14 protein-coding genes are annotated in these 20,454 nt (G+C 72.2%); 7 read left to right on the forward strand and 7 right to left on the reverse strand.

What is annotated here, in order from left to right:
- Positions 1 to 24 precede the first annotated feature (24 nt).
- The 5 genes from ACYVLT_RS02285 to kdpF are packed head-to-tail and all read right to left on the reverse strand — an operon-like array spanning position 25 to position 6,976.
- Positions 25 to 2,613: a sensor histidine kinase gene (locus tag ACYVLT_RS02285; RefSeq protein ID WP_461118373.1), complete on the reverse strand. Its 2,589-nt coding sequence runs from the start codon at positions 2,611 to 2,613 to the stop codon at positions 25 to 27.
- 35 nt (positions 2,614 to 2,648) lie between these two features.
- Entirely contained in the window at positions 2,649 to 3,191 is a 543-nt protein-coding gene (locus ACYVLT_RS02290) for a potassium-transporting ATPase subunit C (protein ID WP_461118374.1), read from the reverse strand.
- 7 nt (positions 3,192 to 3,198) lie between these two features.
- Positions 3,199 to 5,256: a potassium-transporting ATPase subunit KdpB gene (kdpB, locus tag ACYVLT_RS02295; protein WP_461118375.1), complete on the reverse strand. Its 2,058-nt coding sequence runs from the start codon at positions 5,254 to 5,256 to the stop codon at positions 3,199 to 3,201.
- The gene (kdpA, locus tag ACYVLT_RS02300) at positions 5,253 to 6,875 is read right to left on the reverse strand and encodes a potassium-transporting ATPase subunit KdpA (protein ID WP_461118376.1); all 1,623 of its coding nucleotides are present in this window, start codon (positions 6,873 to 6,875) and stop codon (positions 5,253 to 5,255) included. The genes kdpB and kdpA overlap by 4 nt, the downstream gene beginning before the upstream one ends.
- Positions 6,875 to 6,976, reverse strand: coding sequence for a K(+)-transporting ATPase subunit F (gene kdpF / locus ACYVLT_RS02305; protein ID WP_461118377.1), 102 nt, complete (start codon positions 6,974 to 6,976; stop codon positions 6,875 to 6,877). The genes kdpA and kdpF overlap by 1 nt, the downstream gene beginning before the upstream one ends.
- A gap of 429 nt (positions 6,977 to 7,405) precedes the next feature.
- Between kdpF and ACYVLT_RS02310 the strand changes: the two genes are divergently transcribed.
- From ACYVLT_RS02310 to ACYVLT_RS02340, 7 genes are all read left to right on the forward strand, one after another.
- Positions 7,406 to 8,122, forward strand: coding sequence for a carbohydrate-binding domain-containing protein (locus ACYVLT_RS02310; protein ID WP_461118378.1), 717 nt, complete (start codon positions 7,406 to 7,408; stop codon positions 8,120 to 8,122).
- A 480-nt stretch (positions 8,123 to 8,602) separates the two neighbouring features.
- Entirely contained in the window at positions 8,603 to 9,736 is a 1,134-nt protein-coding gene (locus ACYVLT_RS02315) for a LuxR C-terminal-related transcriptional regulator (protein WP_461118379.1), read from the forward strand.
- A gap of 6 nt (positions 9,737 to 9,742) precedes the next feature.
- The gene (locus ACYVLT_RS02320) at positions 9,743 to 11,332 is read left to right on the forward strand and encodes a copper resistance CopC/CopD family protein (protein ID WP_461118380.1); all 1,590 of its coding nucleotides are present in this window, start codon (positions 9,743 to 9,745) and stop codon (positions 11,330 to 11,332) included.
- A 63-nt stretch (positions 11,333 to 11,395) separates the two neighbouring features.
- Complete coding sequence (locus tag ACYVLT_RS02325) at positions 11,396 to 12,094, forward strand: nitroreductase (protein ID WP_461118381.1); 699 nt, start codon at positions 11,396 to 11,398, stop codon at positions 12,092 to 12,094.
- Between the two features lie 159 nt (positions 12,095 to 12,253).
- The gene (locus ACYVLT_RS02330) at positions 12,254 to 12,682 is read left to right on the forward strand and encodes a hypothetical protein (protein ID WP_461118382.1); all 429 of its coding nucleotides are present in this window, start codon (positions 12,254 to 12,256) and stop codon (positions 12,680 to 12,682) included.
- Between the two features lie 116 nt (positions 12,683 to 12,798).
- Entirely contained in the window at positions 12,799 to 13,065 is a 267-nt protein-coding gene (locus ACYVLT_RS02335; RefSeq protein WP_461118383.1) for a hypothetical protein, read from the forward strand.
- Between the two features lie 66 nt (positions 13,066 to 13,131).
- Positions 13,132 to 14,328 carry a glycosyltransferase gene (locus ACYVLT_RS02340; protein WP_461118384.1) on the forward strand — a complete coding sequence of 399 codons (1,197 nt, stop codon included), beginning with the start codon at positions 13,132 to 13,134 and terminating at the stop codon, positions 14,326 to 14,328.
- Between the two features lie 60 nt (positions 14,329 to 14,388).
- Here the strand turns inward: ACYVLT_RS02340 and ACYVLT_RS02345 are convergent, their stop codons facing one another.
- The gene (locus ACYVLT_RS02345; protein ID WP_461118385.1) at positions 14,389 to 15,132 is read right to left on the reverse strand and encodes a YcnI family copper-binding membrane protein; all 744 of its coding nucleotides are present in this window, start codon (positions 15,130 to 15,132) and stop codon (positions 14,389 to 14,391) included.
- Positions 15,133 to 15,154: 22 nt separating this feature from the next.
- Positions 15,155 to 20,449 (reverse strand): hypothetical protein, encoded by a 5,295-nt coding sequence (locus ACYVLT_RS02350; protein WP_461118386.1) that lies wholly within the window; start codon positions 20,447 to 20,449, stop codon positions 15,155 to 15,157.
- Between the last annotated feature and the right edge of the window lie 5 nt (positions 20,450 to 20,454).

Below are 20,454 nucleotides of genomic sequence, written 5' to 3' on the forward strand. Positions count from 1 at the left end.
AATGCCCTCCCCCGACCCGAGCGGTCATGTAGCCGTCGCGTCGGCCATCGGGAACGAGAGCACGATGGTCAGACCGCCACCGGGGGTGTCCTCGGCGGTGATGGTGCCGCCCATGGCGTCGGTGAACCCCTTGGCCACGCTCAACCCCAGGCCGACCCCCGGGACGTTGTCCCGGTCGCCCAGGCGCTGGAAGGGGGCGAAAGCGGTGTCCGCGGTGTGCTTCGGCAGACCGGGGCCGTGGTCGACCACGCGCAGCTCCACCTGGTCGCCGTGGGCGCTGGCGCGCAGGGCGACCACGGGTTCGTCGGTGGTGACGCGGCCGTCCCCGTCGACGTCGACCGTGCGGCGCGGGACGAGCCTGCCGTGGCGCAGGGCGTTGTCCACCACGTTGGCCACGACCCGTTCGAGCAGGCCCGCGTCGGCGGCGACGGGTGGCAGGTCCTCGGGCACGTCCACGGCGACCGCCGCACGTCCGTCGATGCCGGCCAGGGCGCGGGCGACGACCTCGTCGTAGGTGACCGGGTCCAGTCGCGGCGCGACCGCACCCGTGGCCAGGCGCGAGGAGTCCAGCAGGTTGTCGATCAGCCCGGTCAGCCGGTCGGCGGAGACCTCGACGGTCTCCAGCAGGTCCGCCGTGTCCCGGGTGGACAGCCGCAGGTGCGGGTCGCGCAGGCTGCCGACGGCGGCCTTGATCGACGTGAGCGGGGTGCGCAGGTCGTGCCCGACGGCGGAGAGGATCGCGGTGCGCAGCTCGGTGGTCGCCGCCCGGCGCTGGGCTTCGGCGGTCTCGGCGGCCATGCGCTGCTGCCGCAACGCCAGCAGGGCCTGCCCGGCGGCGGCTTCCAACGCTCGTTGATCACCGGCGGGCAGGGTGCGGCCGCGCAGCGCGAGGTGCACGTCGGCGGTCACCGGCACGTCCACGTCGGCGTCGTCCGGCTCGTCGCACGGCGTGGGGCCGACGAAGGCGACGCGCTCCCACTCGCCGTCGTGCCGCTCCAGCAGCGCCACCGACTCCAGGCCGAAGTTCTCCCGCACCTTCTCCAGCAGCCGCGCCAACGGGTGCGGGCTGGTCAGGACGGTGCGCGCGTAGGAGGCGAGCAGGGCCGCCTCGGTGCGGGCCCGCGCGCCCTGCTCCGACAGCCTGGCCGCCCGGTCCACGACCAGCGCGACCAGCGCCGCCACGACCAGCATCCCGATCAGGGTGACCAGGTTGCCCGGGGTCGCCACGGCCAGGCTGTAGTACGGCTCGGTGAAGAAGTAGTTCAGCAGGCCCGCACCCAGCAGGGCGGCGCCCACCGACGGGCCGAGCCCGCCGACGAGCGCCACCACGACGGTGGCCAGGAAGAACCCGATGAGATCGGTCGAGAACGACACCTCGTCCCTGGTCAGCACGCCCGCGACGGTGACGGCGGCGGGCAGCAGCAGCGCCAACGCCCAGCCCAGGAGCCGCCGCGACCGGGCGAGCGCGCTGCGGTCGAGGCGTCGGCGCCACCCCTGGCGGGCTTCCTCGTGGGTGACCATGTGCACATCGATCGGGCCGGACGCCTGCACGACCGTGGCACCGATGCCCTCGTCGAACACGCGGGCCAGGCGCGAGCGGCGCGAGGTGCCCAGCACGAGCTGGGTGGCGTTGACGCCGCGGGCGAACTCCAGCAGGGCGGTCGGCACGTCGTCGCCGACCACGGTGTGGAAGGTCGCGCCGACGTGCTCGGTGACCTTGCGCAGCGCCGCGATGGAGTCCGGCGGCGGCCCGGCCAGCCCGTCGCCGCGCAGGACGTGCACGACCAGCAGCTCCGCGCCCGCGCGGACGGCGATGCGGCGGGCCCGGCGGACCAGCGTCTCGCTCTCCGGGCCGCCGGTGATGGCCACGACGACCCGTTCGCGGGCCTCCCAGGTGTCGGTGATGCGCTGCTCGGTGCGGTACCGCTGGAGCGCCACGTCGACCTGGTCGGCCACCCACAGCAGGGCCAGCTCCCGCAACGCGGTGAGGTTGCCGACCCGGAAGTAGTTGCCCAGCGCCGCATCGATCTTGTGGGCGGCGTAGACGTTGCCGTGGGCGAGCCTGCGGCGCAGGGCCTCCGGGGTGATGTCGACCAGTTCCACCTGCCCGGCCCGCCGCACCACCTCGTCGGGCACCGTCTCGCGCTGTTCGACACCGGTGATGCGCCGGACCACGTCGTTGAGCGACTCCAGGTGCTGGACGTTGACCGTGGACAGCACGTCGATGCCCGCGTCGAGCAGCTGTTCGACGTCCTGCCAGCGCTTGGCGTTGCGGGAGCCGGGCGCGTTGGTGTGCGCCAACTCGTCCACCACCGCTACCTCGGGCGCGCGGGCGAGCACCGCGTCGACGTCCATCTCGCCGACGCTCGCGCCCCGGTAGTGGACCTCGTGGCGCGGGACGACCTCCAGCCCGTCCACCAGGGCGGCGGTCCGGTCCCGGCCGTGGGTCTCCACGAGCCCGATCACGACGTCCGTGCCGCGTTCGCGGCGCCGGTGGGCCTCCCCGAGCACGGCGAAGGTCTTGCCGACGCCGGGTGCGGCGCCGAGGTAGATCCGCAGCTCTCCGCGTTTGCGCTTGCCGTCCACGGCTCCAGTGTGCTCTTTCGTCCACATCGGTCCGTGCGGCCGCCGGAGCCGCCCGTCCGTTCTCATCTCGCGGTGTCGAGCGCCCGGTTGAGCGCGGTGACGTTGACGCCGGGTTCGCCGAGCACGCCCGCCGCACGGCCGTGCTCGTGCTCGGCGACCAGTTGTCGCACCCGATCCTCGCCCAGCCCGTTCTCCCTGGCCACGCGGGGCACCTGGAGCTCGGCGTAGGCGGTGCTGATGAGCGGGTCCAGGCCGGAACCCGAGGCGGTGACGGCGTCCGGCGGCACGCGGTCCTCGCGCACACCCTCGCGCCGGGCGACCTCGGTGCGGCGCTGGGCGACCACGGCGTCGTAGTCGGAGTTGCGCTCGCCCTTGTTGGAGCCACCCGAGGCGGGCGGCGTGGCGGCCGAGGGCCTGGGGACGAACCACCGGTCCCCCGCACGCGGGACGGCCACGAGCGTGGTGTCGACGGCCTCGGCGTTGGCGTGCAGGCCGGGCAGCCGGGACACGCCCCACACCGCGGCGGGGTAGAGCACGCCGGTGACGACGGTGAGCACGAGCAGCACCCGAAGTCCGGCCAGTGCTTGCCTGACGAGCGCGTTCACGAGGCGGTCACCCGATTCCGGGGATGAGTCGGACGAGGAGGTCGATCAGCCAGATCCCGGCGAACGGCGTGACGATGCCGCCCAGGCCGTAGACCAGCAGGTTGCGCCGCAGCAGCGCGGACGCGCCGGAGGGTGCGTACCGGACGCCGCGCAGCGCCAGCGGGATGAGCACCACGATGATCACCGCGTTGAAGATCACCGCCGACAGGATCGCCGACTGCGGCGAGCCCAGTCGCATGATGTTCAGCTCGTCCAGCTGGGGGTGGATGACGGCGAACATGGCCGGGAGGATGGCGAAGTACTTCGCCAGGTCGTTGGCCACGCTGAACGTGGTGAGCGCGCCGCGGGTGATCAGCAGCTGCTTGCCGATCCGCACGATCTCGATCAGCTTGGTGGGGTCGGAGTCCAGGTCCACCATGTTCCCGGCCTCCTTGGCGGCCGAGGTGCCGGTGTTCATGGCCACGCCCACGTCGGACTGGGCCAGCGCCGGTGCGTCGTTGGTGCCGTCGCCGGTCATCGCGACCAGCTTCCCGCCCTCCTGCTCGCGCCGGATCAGCGCCATCTTGTCCTCGGGCCTGGCCTCGGCCAGGAAGTCGTCCACGCCGGCCTCGGCCGCGATGGCGCGGGCGGTGAGCGGGTTGTCGCCGGTCACCATCACCGTGCGGATGCCCATCGCGCGCAGCTCGGCGAACCGCTCCCGCATCCCGGGCTTGACCACGTCGGACAGTCGGATCACGCCCAGGACCACGTCGTCCTCGGCGACGACCAGCGGCGTGCCGCCCTGCTCGCTGATCCCGTCCACCACCGTCCGGGTCGATTCGTCCAGGGTGAACGCGCTCGCCGCGCCCTTGCGCACCCGCCGGCCGTCGAGGTCGATGCCGCTGACCCGGGTCTGGGCGGTGAACGGCACGAACACGCCGGTCTTCTCGTGCGCGTCGGCTTCGGCGCGACGGCCGTGCTCGACCGCGCACAGCTCGACCACGCTGCGGCCCTCGGGCGTGCCGTCGGCCAGCGACGACAGCCGTGCGGCGTCGACCAGCACGTCCAGCGGTGTGCCGCGCACCGGGACGAGTCCGGTGGCACGCCGGTTGCCCCAGGTGATGGTGCCGGTCTTGTCCAGCAGCAGCGTGTCGACATCACCGGCGGCCTCCACGGCCTTGCCGGAGGTGGCCAGCACGTTGCGCTGCACGAGCCGGTCCATGCCCGCGATGCCGATCGCGGACAGCAACGCGCCGATCGTGGTCGGGATCAGGCACACCAGCAGCGCGGTCAGCACGATCACCGACTGCTCGCCGCCGGAGTAGACCGCGAACGGCTGCAACGCCACCACGGCGAGCAGGAAGATGATCGTCAACGTCGACAGCAGGATCGTCAGCGCGACCTCGTTAGGCGTCTTCTGCCGCCGCGCGCCCTCCACCAAGGCGATCATCCGGTCCACGAACGTCTCCCCCGGCTTCGCCGTGATGCGCACGACGATCCGGTCCGACAGCACGGTGGTGCCGCCGGTCACCGCCGAGCGGTCACCGCCGGACTCCCGGATCACGGGCGCGGACTCACCGGTGATCGCCGACTCGTCCACGGTGGCGATGCCCTCGACCACGTCGCCGTCACCGGGGACCACCTCGCCCGCCTCGACCACGACCAGGTCACCGACCCGCAACTCGGCACCGGGCACGGTGCGGCCGTCGGTCAGCCGGGCGACCGCGTCGGTCTTGGTCCTGCGCAGCGAGTCGGCCTGGGCCTTGCCCCGGCCCTCGGCCACGGCTTCGGCCAGGTTCGCGAACAGCACGGTCAGCCACAGCCACGCGGCGACGGTCACGGTGAACACGCCGGGGTCGCCGATCGCGAACACCGTGACGAGCGCGGAGCCGACCCAGACGACGAACATCACGGGGTTGCGCGCCTGGTGGCGCGGGTCGAGCTTGCGCAGCGCGTCCGGCAACGAGGTCAGCAGCTGCCGGGGGTTGAAGACGCCCGCCGCGACCTGGTGGTGCGGGGTCCGCTCGCGGGGTTCGCGGAACTCCTCGTCAGTCCACTGTGGATGGTTGGTGGTGCCGGTGCTCACAGCAGGGCCTCCGCGATGGGACCGAGGGCGAGGGCTGGGACGAAGGTCAGCGCGGCGACGAGCACGATCGAGCCGCCCAGCAGCGTGGCGAACAGCGGGCCGGTGGTCGGCAGCGTGCCCGCGGTGACCGGCACCTTCTTCTGCGCGGCCAGGGATCCCGCGAGGGCCAGGACGGCGACGACGGGCACGAAGCGGCCCAGCGCCATGCACACGCCCAGGGATGCCTGGAACCAGTCGTCGGTGACCGTGATGCCGGCGAACGCGCTGCCGTTGTTGTTCGACGCCGAGGCGTAGGCGTAGAGGATCTCGGACAGGCCGTGCGCGCCGGGGTTGTTGAGCGCGTCCCGCGTCGACGGCAGCACCGCCGCGACGCCCGCGCCGACGAGCAGCACGGTCGGCATGGCCAGGATGGACATCGCCGCCGCGGTGACCTCACGCCGGCCCAGCTTCTTGCCCAGGTACTCCGGCGTGCGGCCGACCATCAGCCCGGCCAGGAACATCGCGATCACGGCCATGACCAGGATGCCGTAGAGCCCGGTGCCGACACCGCCCGGAGTCATCTCGCCGAAGAGCACGTTCAGCAGCAGTCCCCCACCACCGAGGCCGGTGTAGCTGTCGTGCATGGAGTTCACCGCGCCGGTGGACGTGGCCGTGGTGGCGTTGGCGAACAGCGCGCTGCCGGGGATGCCGAACCGCAGCTCCTTGCCCTCCAGCGGACGAAGCCCGTTCGCCTCCGCGGTCCAGATCACGGCCAGCATCGCGCTCCACAGCACGCCCATCACGCCCAGCAGCACGTACCCCTGCCGGCGGTCGCCGACGAGCGTGCCGAAGGTCCGGGTGAGCGACACGGGGATGAGCAGGATGAGGAAGACCTCGATCAGGTTGGACCAGGCGTTCGGGTTCTCGAACGGGTGGGCGGAGTTGGCGTTGAGCACCCCGCCGCCGTTGGTGCCCAACTCCTTGATCGCCTCCTGGCCCGCGACGGGCGCGATGGCCACGACCCGCCCGTCGACGTCCACACCGGACTTCAGGCTCATCACCACGCCGGAGGCCACCAGCACGATCGCGAAGAGGAACGCCACCGGCAGCAGGACGCGCACCACGCCGCGGGTCAGGTCGACCCAGAAGTTGCCCAACCGGTCGGTCCGGTGCCGGACGAACCCGCGCACCAGCGCCACCGCGACGGCCGTGCCCACGGCGGCGGACACGAAGTTCTGCACCGTCAGGCCCACCACCTGCACGCCGTGGCCCATCACGGTCTCGGGCACGTACGACTGCCAGTCGGTGTTGGTCACGAAGCTGACCGCCGTGTTGAACGCCATCCCCGGCGGCACGTTCCCGCGGCCGAAGTCCCACGGCAGCAACGACTGCACCCGTTGCAGGACGTAGAGCAGCACCACACCGACGAAGGAGAAACCGAGCACGCCGAGCGCGTACGTGCTCCAGCGCTGCTCGGAGTCGGGATCCACGCGTGCGACCCGGTAGACCACCCGCTCGACCCCGGTGTGCTTGGTGCTGGTGTAGACGCGGGCCATGTAGTCGCCGAAGGGCCGGTGGACGACGGCCAACGCGACGAGGAGCAAGCCGACCTGGCACAAGCCGGCGGCGGTCGAGGACATCAGAACCTCTCCGGACGGATGAGCGCCACGAACAGGTACCCGAGCAGCACCAGGGCGAGCACACCGCCGACGGCGTTGGCCACCACCCCCGTGCCGCTCACAACCTCTCCAGGCCGCGCACACCGAGCGCGAGCAACAGGAACACACCGATCAACAGCAGCGCATAGGCCAGGTCGGCCATGAGCGTTGCCCCTTTCCCGACTCCACGCGATCCACCGTCGGAACCGCATCACCGGAAAGGGTGCTTCCGCCGATCGACCGAGCGGGGCGGCCTGACGCGTCCTTGACACCCTCGACCAGTTCCTTGACGCGTTGTTGACGGCCGTGAGAGCCGGCTCTCACCCAGCCGGCGGCCGGGCGCCGTTCCTCGCTCCACGTGAGCACCGCTCGCGCGATTCACTTAACCGCTCAAGTGCATGTCAGCAGTGCATCAACCCCGCTGGGCGGCGTATTGACTTAAACGGTAAACGTGCCAACATCGGAGTACGCCGCCGCGCCGCACGTCGACTCGCACAAAGGAGTGAGAGGGCATGACGAGACTCACCGCGGTCGTGGTCGCCGCACTGCTGACACTGGCGGGAGCCCTGCTCGGCGCCGGTCCGGCCGCCGCCGAGAACGCGCCGAACGGCTACCCCTACTGCACCAACGGCGGCTCCACCGACCCCGACGGCGACGGGTGGGGTTGGGAGAACAGCCGGTCCTGCGTCGTGCGCGGCGGACGGGCCGACGGCAACGCCACCGCCGCCTGCCCGTCCGGGATGAGGTGCGGTTCCTACAGCATCAGCGGGTTGGGCAGCCGCAAGCAGCAGGTCCGCAACGCGGGCGGCAACGTGCTCGACCTGGCCGTGGCCATGCTGGAGACCGAGCGCATGGACACCAACTACCCCTACGGCGACAACAAGCGCGACGACGCCGCCAACTTCGGCATCTTCAAGCAGAACTGGTACATGCTGCGCAGCAAGTGCGACCGGTTCCGCGGTCAGACGACGTCCCAGTGGAACAACGGCGCCGCGCTCAACAGCAACCTGTCCGCCGACATCTCCTGCCTGCACCAGAGCCAGAACGCCTACGGCATCAACACCTGGTTCGGCGGCCACCGCAACGGCCAGACCGGCATCAACAACCCCAACACCAGCGACATCAACGGCTACAAGGCCGCGATCTACTGGATCCGCGACCAGCTCAACAGCAACTCGGCGAACCTGGGCAACGACACCCGCTTCTGGGTGGACGTCCGGCCGATCTGACCCGGTACGGACTGAGACAGGCTTCGACTCTTCCTGAAACTAACTCTTGGCCAGGCACGATCCCGGTGTTAGCGTGCTAACCACGGGGCCGTGCCGCCGGCCGGGAGCACGCATCGGAAGACGGGAGCACCCACCGGGGCTCGGCCGATCCGACGAGGAACAATTGCCGCCGGTCGATCGCCCGGCAATAGCGTCGACGCGCGCGGGCATTCGCTCGAATCGCACACACCTTTCCTCCAGTCGACAATTCACCGCCTCGACCTTGCCGTCGGGGACGTGTCCCGATATAGTTTCGGGGAGCGCTCCCAGTGCAGGCCGCCGCACCGGACGCGGAGAGCGGAATTTCCCGCAATCGCACTCCACGACCGGCTCGTCTTTGCCGCCGCCGTGCGTATCGAGCGAAACGAACGAGGTCCGGGCATGGCGCACACCCATCCTCATACCGTCGTCTTGCAACACCACAGCCGGATGTTTCGCGAAATGCTCGCGGCACTGCTGGACCGCGAGCCGGACATCGACGTGATAGGCACGACCGCCTGGGGTTCGGAACTGGTCCGGCTCTGCGACCTGCGCCGCCCGTCGGTCGCGGTGTTCGAGGCGGACGAGCCGCGGTGGAGCAACGAACGGCTGGTGTCCCTGCTGTTGCCGCCCGGCCGGTCGATGAGGACGATCGGCCTGCACCAGGCGCTCCCCGTGGCGCACATCATCCTCGCCTACGAGGCCGGGGTCGGCGCGCTGGTGCAGTACGCCAAGGGCCTGGAACTGTTGCTGGAAGCCATCCGCGCGCCGACGCTGCTCGTGGAGAGCGCGCGGGCCACGCACCGGAAGGCGTCGCTCACCGCACGGGAGTTGGAGGTCCTCTACCTGTTGTGCGCGGGCTGCGCGCCCAAGCAGATCGGGATCGAGCTGGGCATCAGCCCGAACACGGTCGACCGGCACAAGAGGGGCATCTACGCCAAGCTCGGCGTGCACAACGAGGCCCACGCGGCCGGTCACGCCCTCCGCCTCGGGTTGCTGACGCCGGCGACGGACGTGGAACGGGTCGGCGCGTCGGGCGACGGGACCAGGCTGCGGGTCCTGTTGAGACCGCAGGACGGGCCGATCGCCCGGCGTGCCCGCGAGGTGCTCGACGCGAGCCGGATCACGGTGCTGGAGGACGAGACCGCACCCGTCGAGATCCTGATCGACCCGGTGGACGGCCGGCGTGACAGCGGCCGCCACACGGTCGTGCTGACCAGCCGGGAACGCGGTCCGCACCACATGGAGCAGGCGGTGTCGCCCCGCACGACCGTGCTGCCGGTGTCCCGGGTGGACTCGTTGCTGGTGCCCGCCGTGCGGCTGGCCGCCGAGGGCTACCTGGCGGTGAAGTCGACGGACCTGTCGGGCGGTGGGCACGGCGACGGGCAGCGGTGGCGGCTCACGCTGACCCCTCGCGAGCACGAGATCCTCGACGCGATCGCCCAGGGCCTGTCCGCCAAGCAGATCGCCCGGCAGCTGGGCATCTCCGTGCGCACGGTGGAGAACCTCCAGGGGAACCTGTTCCGCAAGCTGCGCGTGCACCGCAAGGCCGCGGCCGTGGTCGTCGCCCACGACCTGGGCCTGCTGGAGGGGTGAGGCGCCGTGCCGAAGCTCCTGGTGGCGGTCCTGGCCGTCGCGGGCTGGCTCCTCCTCTCGGCGCCGCAAGCCCTGGCCCACGCCGAACTCGCCGGGTCCGCTCCGGCCAACGGCGAGCACCTCGCGTCCGCGCCGCGTGAGGTGGTGTTGAGGTTCACCGAGCCGGTCACCTTGACGCGGGACGGGATCGCCGTGCTCGGCCGAAGTGGACAACGCGTCGAGACCGCGCCGGCCGTCGCGGAGTCGACCCGGGTCCGCGTGCCGCTCCCGGACGGCCTGGCCGACGGCGTCTACTCGGTGACCTGGCGGGTCCTCTCCCCGGACTCGCACCCGGTGCACGGCGCGTTCGTGTTCAGCGTCGGCGCCGCACAGGCCGCGCCGCTCGCCGGCGAGGACACGCTCAGCGGTGCCGACGGCGCCGTCGCGGCGGTGTTCTGGCTGGTGCGGTGGATCGGGTTCGGCGCCATCGCGCTCCTGATCGGCGGCACGTTCTTCCTCACCACGTGCTGGCGCCCGGACCGACGGGCGGAGCGGGTGCTGCGGACCGCGTGGGTCACCGCCCTGGCGTCGACGACCGCCACCTTGCTCCTGCACGGCGTCAACGCCACCGGGGCACCGCTGACGTCGGTGTTCGACCTCCGGCTGCTCGCCGACACGATCACGTCCCGCTACGGCCTCCTGGTGTCGGCCAGGCTCGTGCTCCTCGCGATCGCGGGTGTGCTGCGGAAACGCGGGACCACCCGTGCCGCCGCGGTGGTCGCGGTGGCGTTGGTCGCGACGTGGAGCTCGACCGGGCACGCCGTGACGGGTGACTGGCCGGTGCTCGCCGTCGCGCTCGACATGGCACACCTGCTGGCGATGTCGGTGTGGCTGGGAGGCCTGGCACTGCTCTGCGCGTGCGTCCTGTGGCGGCGCGACCCGGGGGCCGGGGCGACCCGGGCGCTGCACCGGTTCTCCAGGGCGGCCCTCGTCCCGGTCGTCGTCCTGCTCGTCTCGGGAGGGTTGCTGGCCGTGCGCAACGCGGGGACGTCCGGCCTGCTGTCCGGCTCGTCGTACGCCTCGTTGGTCGTGTTCAAGGTCGGCGGCTTCGCCGTCCTGGCGTGGCTGGCCTGGCTGTCCGCGGTGGCGGTCCGCCAGGGCGCCACCGGGTCGGTCAAGCGGTCGGCCGGGGTGGAGGTCCTGGTCGCCGCCGCGGTTCTCGGCCTGACCGCCGCCCTGGTCGTGGCACCGCCGGCGGACCGCGTGCGGCCGACACCGGTCGCCGCCGTGACGGGGCCGTACCTCGACGCGCACGCGATCCCCGACGGAGACGTCCAGGTGTGGGTGTCGCCCGCGCGCGTCGGCGACAACCAGGTCGTCGTCAACGTGCGGGACCGGCACGGTGTCAACCGCGAGGTGCCCGAGGTGACCGCGCGACTCAGCCTCGCGGCCGGCGGCGTCGGCCCGCTGGTGGTGCCGCTGGCCGGCGCCGGACCCGGCCGGTACGTCGCCGACCGGGTGACCGTGCCGATGCCCGGGACGTGGCGGCTCGAAGTCCGGGTGCGCACGTCGGAGTTCGAGGTGTCCACCGTGGACGCCGAGGTCGCCGTCGCCTGAACGGTCATCGGGACGGCGTCGCCGCACATCCCCCACTTCCCCTCACCAGACCGGGACGATGACATGGACGACAGCACCTGGAACGGCTTCGTCGCCATCCTCGAAGCAAGGCACAGCAAGCGGTCCTTCGTGGCCGCGGAGGTGCCGGCACGGGTCCTGGAGCAGGTGCTCCGGGCCGCCGCGACGGCCGCACCGTCCTCCCGCAACGGACAGCCGTGGCGAGTGGAGGTGCTGCGCGGCGACCGCCGCGACGAACTCGCCCGCGCCTTGTGCGACCAGTTCGACCGCGGCGTGCCGACCAGGCCCGACTACGCCGCCCGGCCGGCGCGGACGACCCCCGAGGCCGACGCGAGGGCCCACGAGGCGGGCGCGGGCGTGCTGCGCGCCAAGGGCGTGGCACGCGACGACGAGCAAGCCCGCCGCCGGCACCTGCGGGACAACCTCGCCTTCTACGGCGCTCCGGTCGAGCTGATCCTCCACCTCCCGGCGGACGCCGTGCCCGGTCAGTTCCTGGAACTGGGGATGTTCGTGCAGGGCGTCGTGCTCGGCCTGGTCGCCTGCCGCCTCGGCAGCTGCCCGCAGGTCAGCGTCGCCGGGTACCCGGACACCGTTCGCGAGGTGCTCGGTCTGGGCGCCGATCGGCTCGTCGTGTGCGGGCTCGCGGTCGGCTACCCGGACGAGACGGCGCCGGTGAACGCGTTCCACCCCCGCCGGGCGGAGCTCTCGGAATACGTGCGGTGGCACGGTGCGGCACCAGGCTGATCGGTGACGCGAGGGGTCCCGTCCTACCCGCGGTTCTTTCTACTCAAGGGTTTACCACTGCTTGAGTGAAACAGGCGGGCGGTGCCGCCCTCGCCGATCCGATATGCTTTGTCGACGCCGCTCTGCGACCTGTTCGCCATTCCATCGCGGAGGATTCAGATGACGGTGATCCGAAGTGTTTGCGCCGAGGACGAGATCCCCGATGCGACGGTGCCGCCCCGGGCGTCGGACGGTGTCGTCACGTTGTCGACCGAGCGCCTGCTCGGCACCTGGTTCGCCACCGACCACCACGCGAGAGGCGCCGTGGAGTTGCGGCTCAGCGAAGTCGGCGACGCGCTGTCGGTGCGGGTCTTCGGCGCTGCCGCGGCCGAACCGGTCGACTGGGGCCGGGTGCGCGCCACGCCGTACGCCGCCGGTGTCACCGCCGACACGGCCATCGCGTTCACCGCCGTGTTCGAGTTCGGTTTCCGGACCGCGTCGCTCGCCGCCTACGTCAAACAGGGCATCCTGGTGCTCGACACGTTCGCCAGGTTCACCGACGGCAGCAGCCGGGCCGACTACTTCAGCCGCGAGTTCTTCCACCGGTGAGGCGGCCCGCGATGATGGACTCGTTGATTGATGCCGGACCATTGCTCGGCACCTGGCTCAACTACCACGAAGCGACCACGGGAATACTGCGGATCGCCATTTCCGACCGTCGCGGCGTGCGCCGGATCGAGGCCACCGGCGCCTGGCGACCCGATCCGATCGAGTGGGGCGGGACGACCTGCGCCGTCTTCACCGACAGCGCGACCGGGCACCTCGCCACCGCGTTGTCCGCCCACTACCGCTTCCCGTCGTCGGACGTGGCGCTGCTCGGGTACCTCAACAAACGGCTGCTGGTCGTGGACGCCTACACCAGGTTCACCGACGGGAGCGGCCGGGCGGACTACTTCCGGCGCGACCACTTCTACCTCGAACGAGCGGGATGACACCCGCGCCGCACCGACCCCGGCGCGGTGTCGGGCGGCGGGAGTCGACGCACGGCGGGAGAGGCCATGCGAATGCTGTTCACGGCCCCGCGGGCGCACCTGTTCCCGATCGTGCCGCTCGCCCGGGCCTGCCGGTCGGCCGGGCACGACGTCCGCCTCGCGGGCGCGCCGGGAGCGGCCGACGACATGGTCCGAACCGGCTTGCCGACCGTCGTCGTCGGTCGTGCGGCCGTGCGGCCGGAGCGGAGCGCGTTCCTCGCGACGATCTGCCGCCAGGACCCCTGGCCCGCCGGCTGGCCGGTCGACCGCCACCTGCTCGACGACCGCCGGCGCGCGCACCTGGCCGAACTCGGCGACGCGCTGGTCCGCGCCGCCGACGCGGTGGCGGACGACCTGGTGGCGTTCGGCCGGTCCTGGCGGCCGGACGTCGTCGTGCACGACGCGGTCGGCTACGCGGGCGCGGTGGCCGCCGCGGTGCTCGGCGTCCCGGCGGTCCGCCACCTGTTCGGCCCGACCTCGGTGGCACGTCCGGAGTGGTGCGGTGACCGGCCGTTGCCCTCGTACGTGCGGATGTTCGAGCGGTTCGGCGTGGACGCGACCACCGGCTCCGCGCTGACGGTCGACCCGACGCCGCCCGCCCTGCGCCCCGCGCCCGCCGACGACCCCTGGCTGCCGGTCCGGTACGTGCCCCACGACGGTTCCGGCGAGGCGCCGTCGTGGCCGGACGAACCCCTGCCGCGACCCAGGATCTGCATCACGTGGGGTCGCACGATGGCCCGCGCGCTCGGTGGCGCCGCGGCCGGGCCGTACCGCCAGGTGATCGAGGCGATCGGCACCCTGGACGTGGACATCGTCCTGGTGGCCTGCGCGGAGCAGCTCGCCATGCTGGGCGAGCTGCCGGACGCGGTGCGGGTGGCGCGGTCCGCGTCGCTGCACCTGGTGCTGCCCCGGTGTGACGTGATCGTGCAGCAGGGCGGCGACCGGACCACGCTCAGCGCCGCCTGGTCCGGCGCGCCCCAACTGGTCGTGAGCCGCAGGCCCGACGCGGAGTTCGCCGCGAGCAGGCTCGCCGCCACCGGCGCCGGGATCCACCTGCGGTACCAAGAGCTGCGCGCCAACCACAACGGTTGTGACCTGGTGCGCGCGGCGGTGGACGAGCTCCTCGCCGACGGCTCCTACCGCGAGGCGGCCGAGCGGTTGCGCGAGGAGGTCGCCGAGCAACCACCGCCCGCCGCGATCGTGCCGGCGCTGACGTCGCTCTGACGACGCGGTCGAGCGAGGACCCCGGGCACCGGCCCGGGGTCCTCGCCGTCGCGCGACTGTTCAAGTGGTCGGCGGCTCACCTCCTCCGCGTCGGAACGCGCGGAGGGAGACGACCACGGCGCCGAGCGCCGTGACCATCGCGGCCAGGGCGAGGGCCACCGCCGTCCACCACGCCGGTGCCGGCGCGGTGGCCTGGTGCGTCGTCACCGGGCCGCCCTGCGACGGGTTCGCCACGCCGCCGTGGTCGTGCCCGGCCGCGGGTCGGGCGGAGACGGTCAGCACGGCGGCCGGGTGCTCCGGCTCCGGGCCGCCCGCGACGGGTTCGTCGATCCACCGCCGCACCTGGCCGTCGTCGTAGGTCTGCACGACCTTGAACACCAGCCGGTCGGTCTCGGGCAACGGCCCGGTCGCGATCCGGAACACCTGGTACTCGCCCGGTCCGACCGCCGCGTCCGGGTTCGCCGCGCTCCACTCGACCTGGTCGACCACTTCGGACACCTGGTCGCCGTGGCCCGCGGACACCGGGGCGGGCAGCGTCGTCCTGGTGACCCGGTAGGTCCACCCGGCGGTGGGGAGGACGGCCACCCCGGCGATCGGTGTCCCGAGCGGGAGCGCCACCCGCACCGAGACCGTGGCGGCGGTGTCGCTCTCCGTCGGCACCCGGAACGCGATCTCCGCGGCACCGCCCCGCACCGCCTCGTCCGCGTGGACGCTCACGTGCGCGGCGGCGAGCGAGCCGCCGCCCACGACGAGTGCTCCGGCGGCGGTCAGGACGACGCCGGACCGGACGAGGAACCGGGACATGCGCACTCCTCCTTCCCAGTGGCTAGACAGCGGGGAGCCCCGGTGCCGAGGCGACCAGCGCGACCGGCCCGGGCGCTCCGGCCGGGAGCACCCGGAAGATGCCCCACATCCCGGCTTGGGCGAACGGCTGGCGCATGTCGCCGTAGAGGTAGTCGCCGGTCGAGCGCGTGGTTCCGCCCGCGCCGCCGACCACCTCGATCTCCGCCGTGGCACCCGCGGTGAACGACCGGGACGGCAACAGCTGCGACCGCTGGTCGGTGCCCCCGTTCCACATGCCGGGTTCCTGCGGGAAGACGTGCCCGCCGACGCCGAACACGTGGAACTGGTCGGAGGCCCCGATGCCCAGCCGCAGCACGACCGGGTCACCGGCGAACGCCCGCAACACCGGCGTCGCCGGATCACCGAACCGCGTCGAGCTGAACGCGTGCTCCCAAGCCGGATCCGGGTTCGGCGGCGATGTGGTCAACCCGACGCGCGTCGTGATCGGCGCGCTGGAGTAGTTGACGTGGTTGAACACCGGCGCGTTCGCCACCGGCCGGTTGAACAGCGGGAACTGGCTGTTCACGCCCGCGCCGGCGACCACGTCCTGGTACTCGGTGATGCTCTTGGAGAAGTGCTGGTCGTTCGAGCCCAAGCTGAGCGCGAACTCGCGGAAGTTCCCGCCCGGCGCCCGGATGACGGCCTGTGTGCTGGTCCTGGTCGCACCGAGTTGCGCGCCGCCGGCGCTGTCGAACCACGTCGACCCGGTCGGCTCGACGATCACCTGGCCATAGGCGCCGTGCCGCATCGAGGCCGGGCTGCCGAGGTTCTGGAAGATCGACGTGCCGAGCAGCCTGTCGGCCGCGAACCGGTAGGTGAACGCCTGCCCGGCCGCCGCGGTCGTGTCGGGGTTGAGCCCGACCGCGCTGCCCGCCGAGGTCTGCGGGTTGGTCACCAGCTTCCCGAGGTCGAACCCGGCTCTGGTGCCGCCGTACCGGGTGCCGGCCGCCACCTGGTTGCGCAGCGTCACCTCCAGGCAGTCACCCTGGTTCACCCGCAGCACCAGCGGTTCCGGCCGTTTCGTGCCTGCTCTGATGGCCGCCGCGTCGGCGGTCAACGAGTAGATGACGCCGTCGGTGTCGGCCTGCGGGGCGGTGGGCAGCACCTGGTTGAAGACCGACACGTCGTAGGCGCGCACCGGGGCGGTCGCCGCGCACGGGTCGGCCGTCGAGGAGACCACGGCGGCCGATGGCGCCGGCGGGTTCGGACCCGGCGTCGCCTGGGTGTTCCCGGTCGCCTGGGTCAGGATCGGGAACCCCGTGCCGCTGGGCGGTGCGGTCCGGTCGGGCAGCGGCCGCAGGTCCGACCTCAGCCGGTCGTGCACCCGGAAGATGCCCCATCCGCCGGACTCGAAGGCGAAGTTGCGGGTGCTGTAGTACAGGTAGTCGCCCGCCATCCGCTGCGGACCACCCGCGCCCCCGTCGAGCACGTAGTCGAAGCGCTCCGAGATACCGGTCGTCGCCGCGTCGACCACCTCGCCGTCGCCGTTGAACCGCTCCCGGGCGAACCGGTGACCCTGCACCCGCAGTGCTTCGACCCGATCGGCGACCCCGATCGTGCGGATCACCACCGGATCACCGGCGTAGGCCCGGAACAGGGGTGTCGTCGGATCACCGTACTTGACCGAGGAGAACACGTACGGGTCCACCGCGGTCACCGTCGCGGCCACGGTGTTGGCGGCCGTCGGGTCGTCGACCCGGCTCGTCGCGTTGCGGCAGAGCAGCCCGCCGTTGAACTCCTGTCTCTGCTGGGTGTCCGGGCCCGGTGGTGTTCGTTCCCCGATGGGCGCCGCTCTCAGGTTGATCGAGCTCTCCTCGCACTCCTGACCCGCGTTGCGGTCGATCCGACCGACCGCGGCCGGGTCGGCGGTCAGCTCGGCTCTACCGCGCCGGCCGTTGTGGAGGAAGACCGTGAACTCGCGGAACGACCCGCGCACCCCGCCACCGACGAGGTTGGTGTTGCGGATGTCCACGATCGTGCCGCTGCGGACCTCGGCACCGGTCCGCGGGTCGTGGTAGGTCGAGCCGCGCGGCTCGATGATGTGCGCGCCGAACAGGCCGTGGGACCAGGACTCCAGCCCGTTCACGTGGTCGTGCCAGAACACCGTGCCGCTGTCCACGTCGGAGTACCAGCGGTACTGGACGAACTCGACCGACACCGGCTCACCGACCGCGTGCGCCGAGGAGAGCGGGCGGTCGAACGTCAGCGTGGTGCCGGCGATCCCGGTGATCCGCCGGATCTCGATGTTCGCCTTGCCGCTGCCGACGGCGATGGAGACGCCGGTGCGCAGTTCGGCCACGTCGGACACGGTGACCTGGGTGGCATTGGCCGCCGTCGCCGCGGTGACCGTGCGGGCCTCCAGCGCGTTGGGGTACACGGACTGCTCGAAGGACAGGCCCGTGATCACGCCGTCGGAGCTCTGCGGGTCGAACTGCACGAAGTGCGTGTGCATGTTGACCTTCGGCTGCTGCTCCGGGTTCATCTCGTTGGTCAGCGTGATCGCCACGCAGTCGCCGACGTTCGACCGGATCGCCAGCGGGTCGGGCGCCTTCACCCCGTTCCTGGCGTCGGCGAGCACCTTGTCCTTGTCCTCGTTGAGCACGAAGACCGTCCCGGCCGGGTCCCGCTCCCGCAGGGTTTCCTGGATCGGCACGCTGATCCCGGTGACGTTGTAGGTCCGCACCGGCGCGTTCGCCGGGCAGATGCCGTCCGGTCTGGTCGACGAGCCGGTCTCGCCCAGCCACGCGGCGCCGCTGTGGCCGTTGCCCGCGAACGGGGGCCGCATGCCGAGGTGCGGTCTGAGCAACGGCCAGGCGGGCCGGCCGTTGCCGGGGTTGAACAGGATCGGGTTGCGCTGTCCGGGTGTCGGCGACCGGTAGTTCGCCCAGACCTCGGTCGTCTCCGGTTCACCCTGGTACAGCGGTGCGGTCGCGGTGCCGGCCCGTTGCCAGTCCCACACCGTGGCGTCCTCGTTGTCCAGCCGCACGCCAGGCGGCGGCAGTTGGCGCTCGACCAGGTCGGAGAGCAGCACCTGGGTGCCGGTCGGGGTGCCCGACCCGATCACCGTCCGGCCCTCGACGGTCCTGCCGATCAACCCTTGGGAGGTCACCGCCGTCGGCGGGGCGGTCCGACCGGGTACCACGGCCAGGTCGGGCTGCCGGGTGTCGAACACCCGCCAGAACGACCACATCCCCGCGATGTAGTGGTGGGCGATGTGGCAGTGCCACAGGAAGTCGCCCGCCGCCTGCTGGCACCCGCCGGCGCCGCACTCGATCCTGGCGTCGTAGCTCTCGGCCGGGCCGAGGGTCTGCGAGTCCAGCATGACCGAGGAGGCGTTGTTCGGCGGGTTCTTCTGCAACCCGCCCGCGAAGTTGTTCGCCACCGCGTTGGGGTTCATCGGCCAGCGGTCGCCGCCGCCGTGCAGGTGGTGCACGTGCAGCGTCTCGGCGCCGGCGTGCGCCAGTCGCATCTTGGTCGGCTCGCCGAGGTACGAGCGCGGCATCGGGGTCGCCGGATCACCGTTGGCGTACGAGCCGTAGGTCAGCGACTCGGCCGCGTCCAGCGTGCCGTCGGTCTGCAAACCCCGCCGCGCCTGCGTTTCCAGCCGCCGGTAGAACGACTCGCTGCGGTAGTTCAGCGCCCGCGCGCCCGGCCGGTAGGACAGGGTGCCGTACCCGCAGTTGGCGATCCCGCCCTCGTCCCGCATGGCGAACGGGTCGCCGACACCGAGCCCGTCCGTCGCGGGCAGGCAGCTGATCGGCGTGCCGGTCTCCCGCGGCGGTCGGCGCAGGTTGAACATCTCGTCGCCGATCTCGTGGTACAGCAGGGTGAACTCGCGGAACGCCGTGCCGCTGCCCGGCCTGATGATGGCGGCGAAGCTGTTGAACGTCCGGTCGTCCGTGCGGTCCGCGCCGGTGTCCGGGTCGAGCCAGGTCGACCCGGCGGGCTCGGCCACCACCGCGCCGAACAGGCCGTGCAGGGTCAACTGGGTGGAGTCGCCACCGCTGCGGAACACCCTGACCCCCTCACCCATGAGCGGGTCGAGGAAGTAGCGGTAGGTGTAGGTGCCGCCGGGCGGCACCATCACGTTGGTCGGGTTGTTGCCGACCGCCTGCCCACCGGCGCCCTGCGCGGCGTCGAAGGCGACGCCGGCCAGGTCGATGGAGACTGACGGCACCCCACCGGCCTGGGTGATCACCGGGACGCCGGTGAACCCGGGACCGCCGCGCGGTGCGGCGGTCAGCCGGTTGGTGAGGTTGATCTGGAGGCACTCGCCCAGCCGGGCGCGCAGGATCAGCGGCTGGATCGGGTCCTGCCCGAGGCCGGCGGACACCTTCGCGCCACCGCCGTCGGAGCCGGGCGCGGCGTTGGCCTTGAGCGCCGCCTCCTGCGCCCGCACCTCGGTCAGCTTCTCGGCCTGCACGAACATGAACCCGAACGGGTCGTGGTCGCCGAACCGGTTGATGGTGATGTCGACGTTGATGGCCAGCACGTTGTAGGTCCGGGTCGGCACACCGCTGCCGCAGCCACCGACGTGCGCGGACGTCCCGGCTTCCCCTTGCGCGCTCGCGGCCGGCGCGGTGACCGCCGCCGGCACCAGGAACATCCCGGCGACCAGCACGGCGATCGAGGCGACCGCCGTGGCGAGGTGGGCCGGGCTCCGGCGACCGGTTCGCCGCGGCACGGCGGCCCGGTTGGCCCAGGCGACGATCGCCGGCACCACCAGGCCGGCGACGAGGACCACCGGCTGGGCCGCGACGGCGGCGAGCAGGCCGTGACCGAGGAGACCGGCCAGGTCCGGGCCGGCCGACTGGTGCGCGGCGTGCACGCCCCCACCGGTCACGCCCACCACTTGGTGCAGCCCCGGCAGCACGGCGGCCGGTGGCGCGTACAGCGGCACGAAGTACAGCGACAGCAACGCCGCCGTGCCCGCGCCCGCGGTGCGCCGGGATGCGGTCATGCCCAGCAGTGACGCGGTCCGCGCGGCGAGCCACACGGCGGCGCCGACCACCGGGATGGTGAACAGGACGTCCAGGAGGACGCCGAGCAGGTGGCCGGTCTGCGGGCCGTCGCCGGACAGCACCGCTCCGGAGTGGCGCGACAGGGTGACCGCCACCGCGACGATCGCCGTCAGGACGACGCCGCCCTCCTGGCCCGTCGGGGAGAACGGCGGCGCGTTCAGCGCGGCATCGCGTCTCGACGACGCACGGCGGCCGGGTCTGCGGCCACCCGAGGGTGGCTCGGCACCCGTGGGGGTGTGGTGACCGAACACTGACATCAAGT

This window comes from Saccharothrix stipae, from assembly GCF_054781895.1.

Bases quoted from the DNA above. Each gene is read 5' to 3' on its own strand.
- ACYVLT_RS02285 (WP_461118373.1), bottom strand. From the start codon at position 2,613: ATGTGGACGAAAGAGCACACTGGAGCCGTGGACGGCAAGCGCAAACGC.
- kdpA (WP_461118376.1), bottom strand. From the start codon at position 6,875: ATGTCCTCGACCGCCGCCGGCTTGTGCCAGGTCGGCTTGCTCCTCGTC.
- ACYVLT_RS02310 (WP_461118378.1), top strand. From the start codon at position 7,406: ATGACGAGACTCACCGCGGTCGTGGTCGCCGCACTGCTGACACTGGCG.
- ACYVLT_RS02315 (WP_461118379.1), top strand. From the start codon at position 8,603: ATGCTCGCGGCACTGCTGGACCGCGAGCCGGACATCGACGTGATAGGC.
- ACYVLT_RS02325 (WP_461118381.1), top strand. From the start codon at position 11,396: ATGGACGACAGCACCTGGAACGGCTTCGTCGCCATCCTCGAAGCAAGG.
- ACYVLT_RS02330 (WP_461118382.1), top strand. From the start codon at position 12,254: ATGACGGTGATCCGAAGTGTTTGCGCCGAGGACGAGATCCCCGATGCG.
- ACYVLT_RS02340 (WP_461118384.1), top strand. From the start codon at position 13,132: ATGCGAATGCTGTTCACGGCCCCGCGGGCGCACCTGTTCCCGATCGTG.
- ACYVLT_RS02345 (WP_461118385.1), bottom strand. From the start codon at position 15,132: ATGTCCCGGTTCCTCGTCCGGTCCGGCGTCGTCCTGACCGCCGCCGGA.
- ACYVLT_RS02350 (WP_461118386.1), bottom strand. From the start codon at position 20,449: ATGTCAGTGTTCGGTCACCACACCCCCACGGGTGCCGAGCCACCCTCG.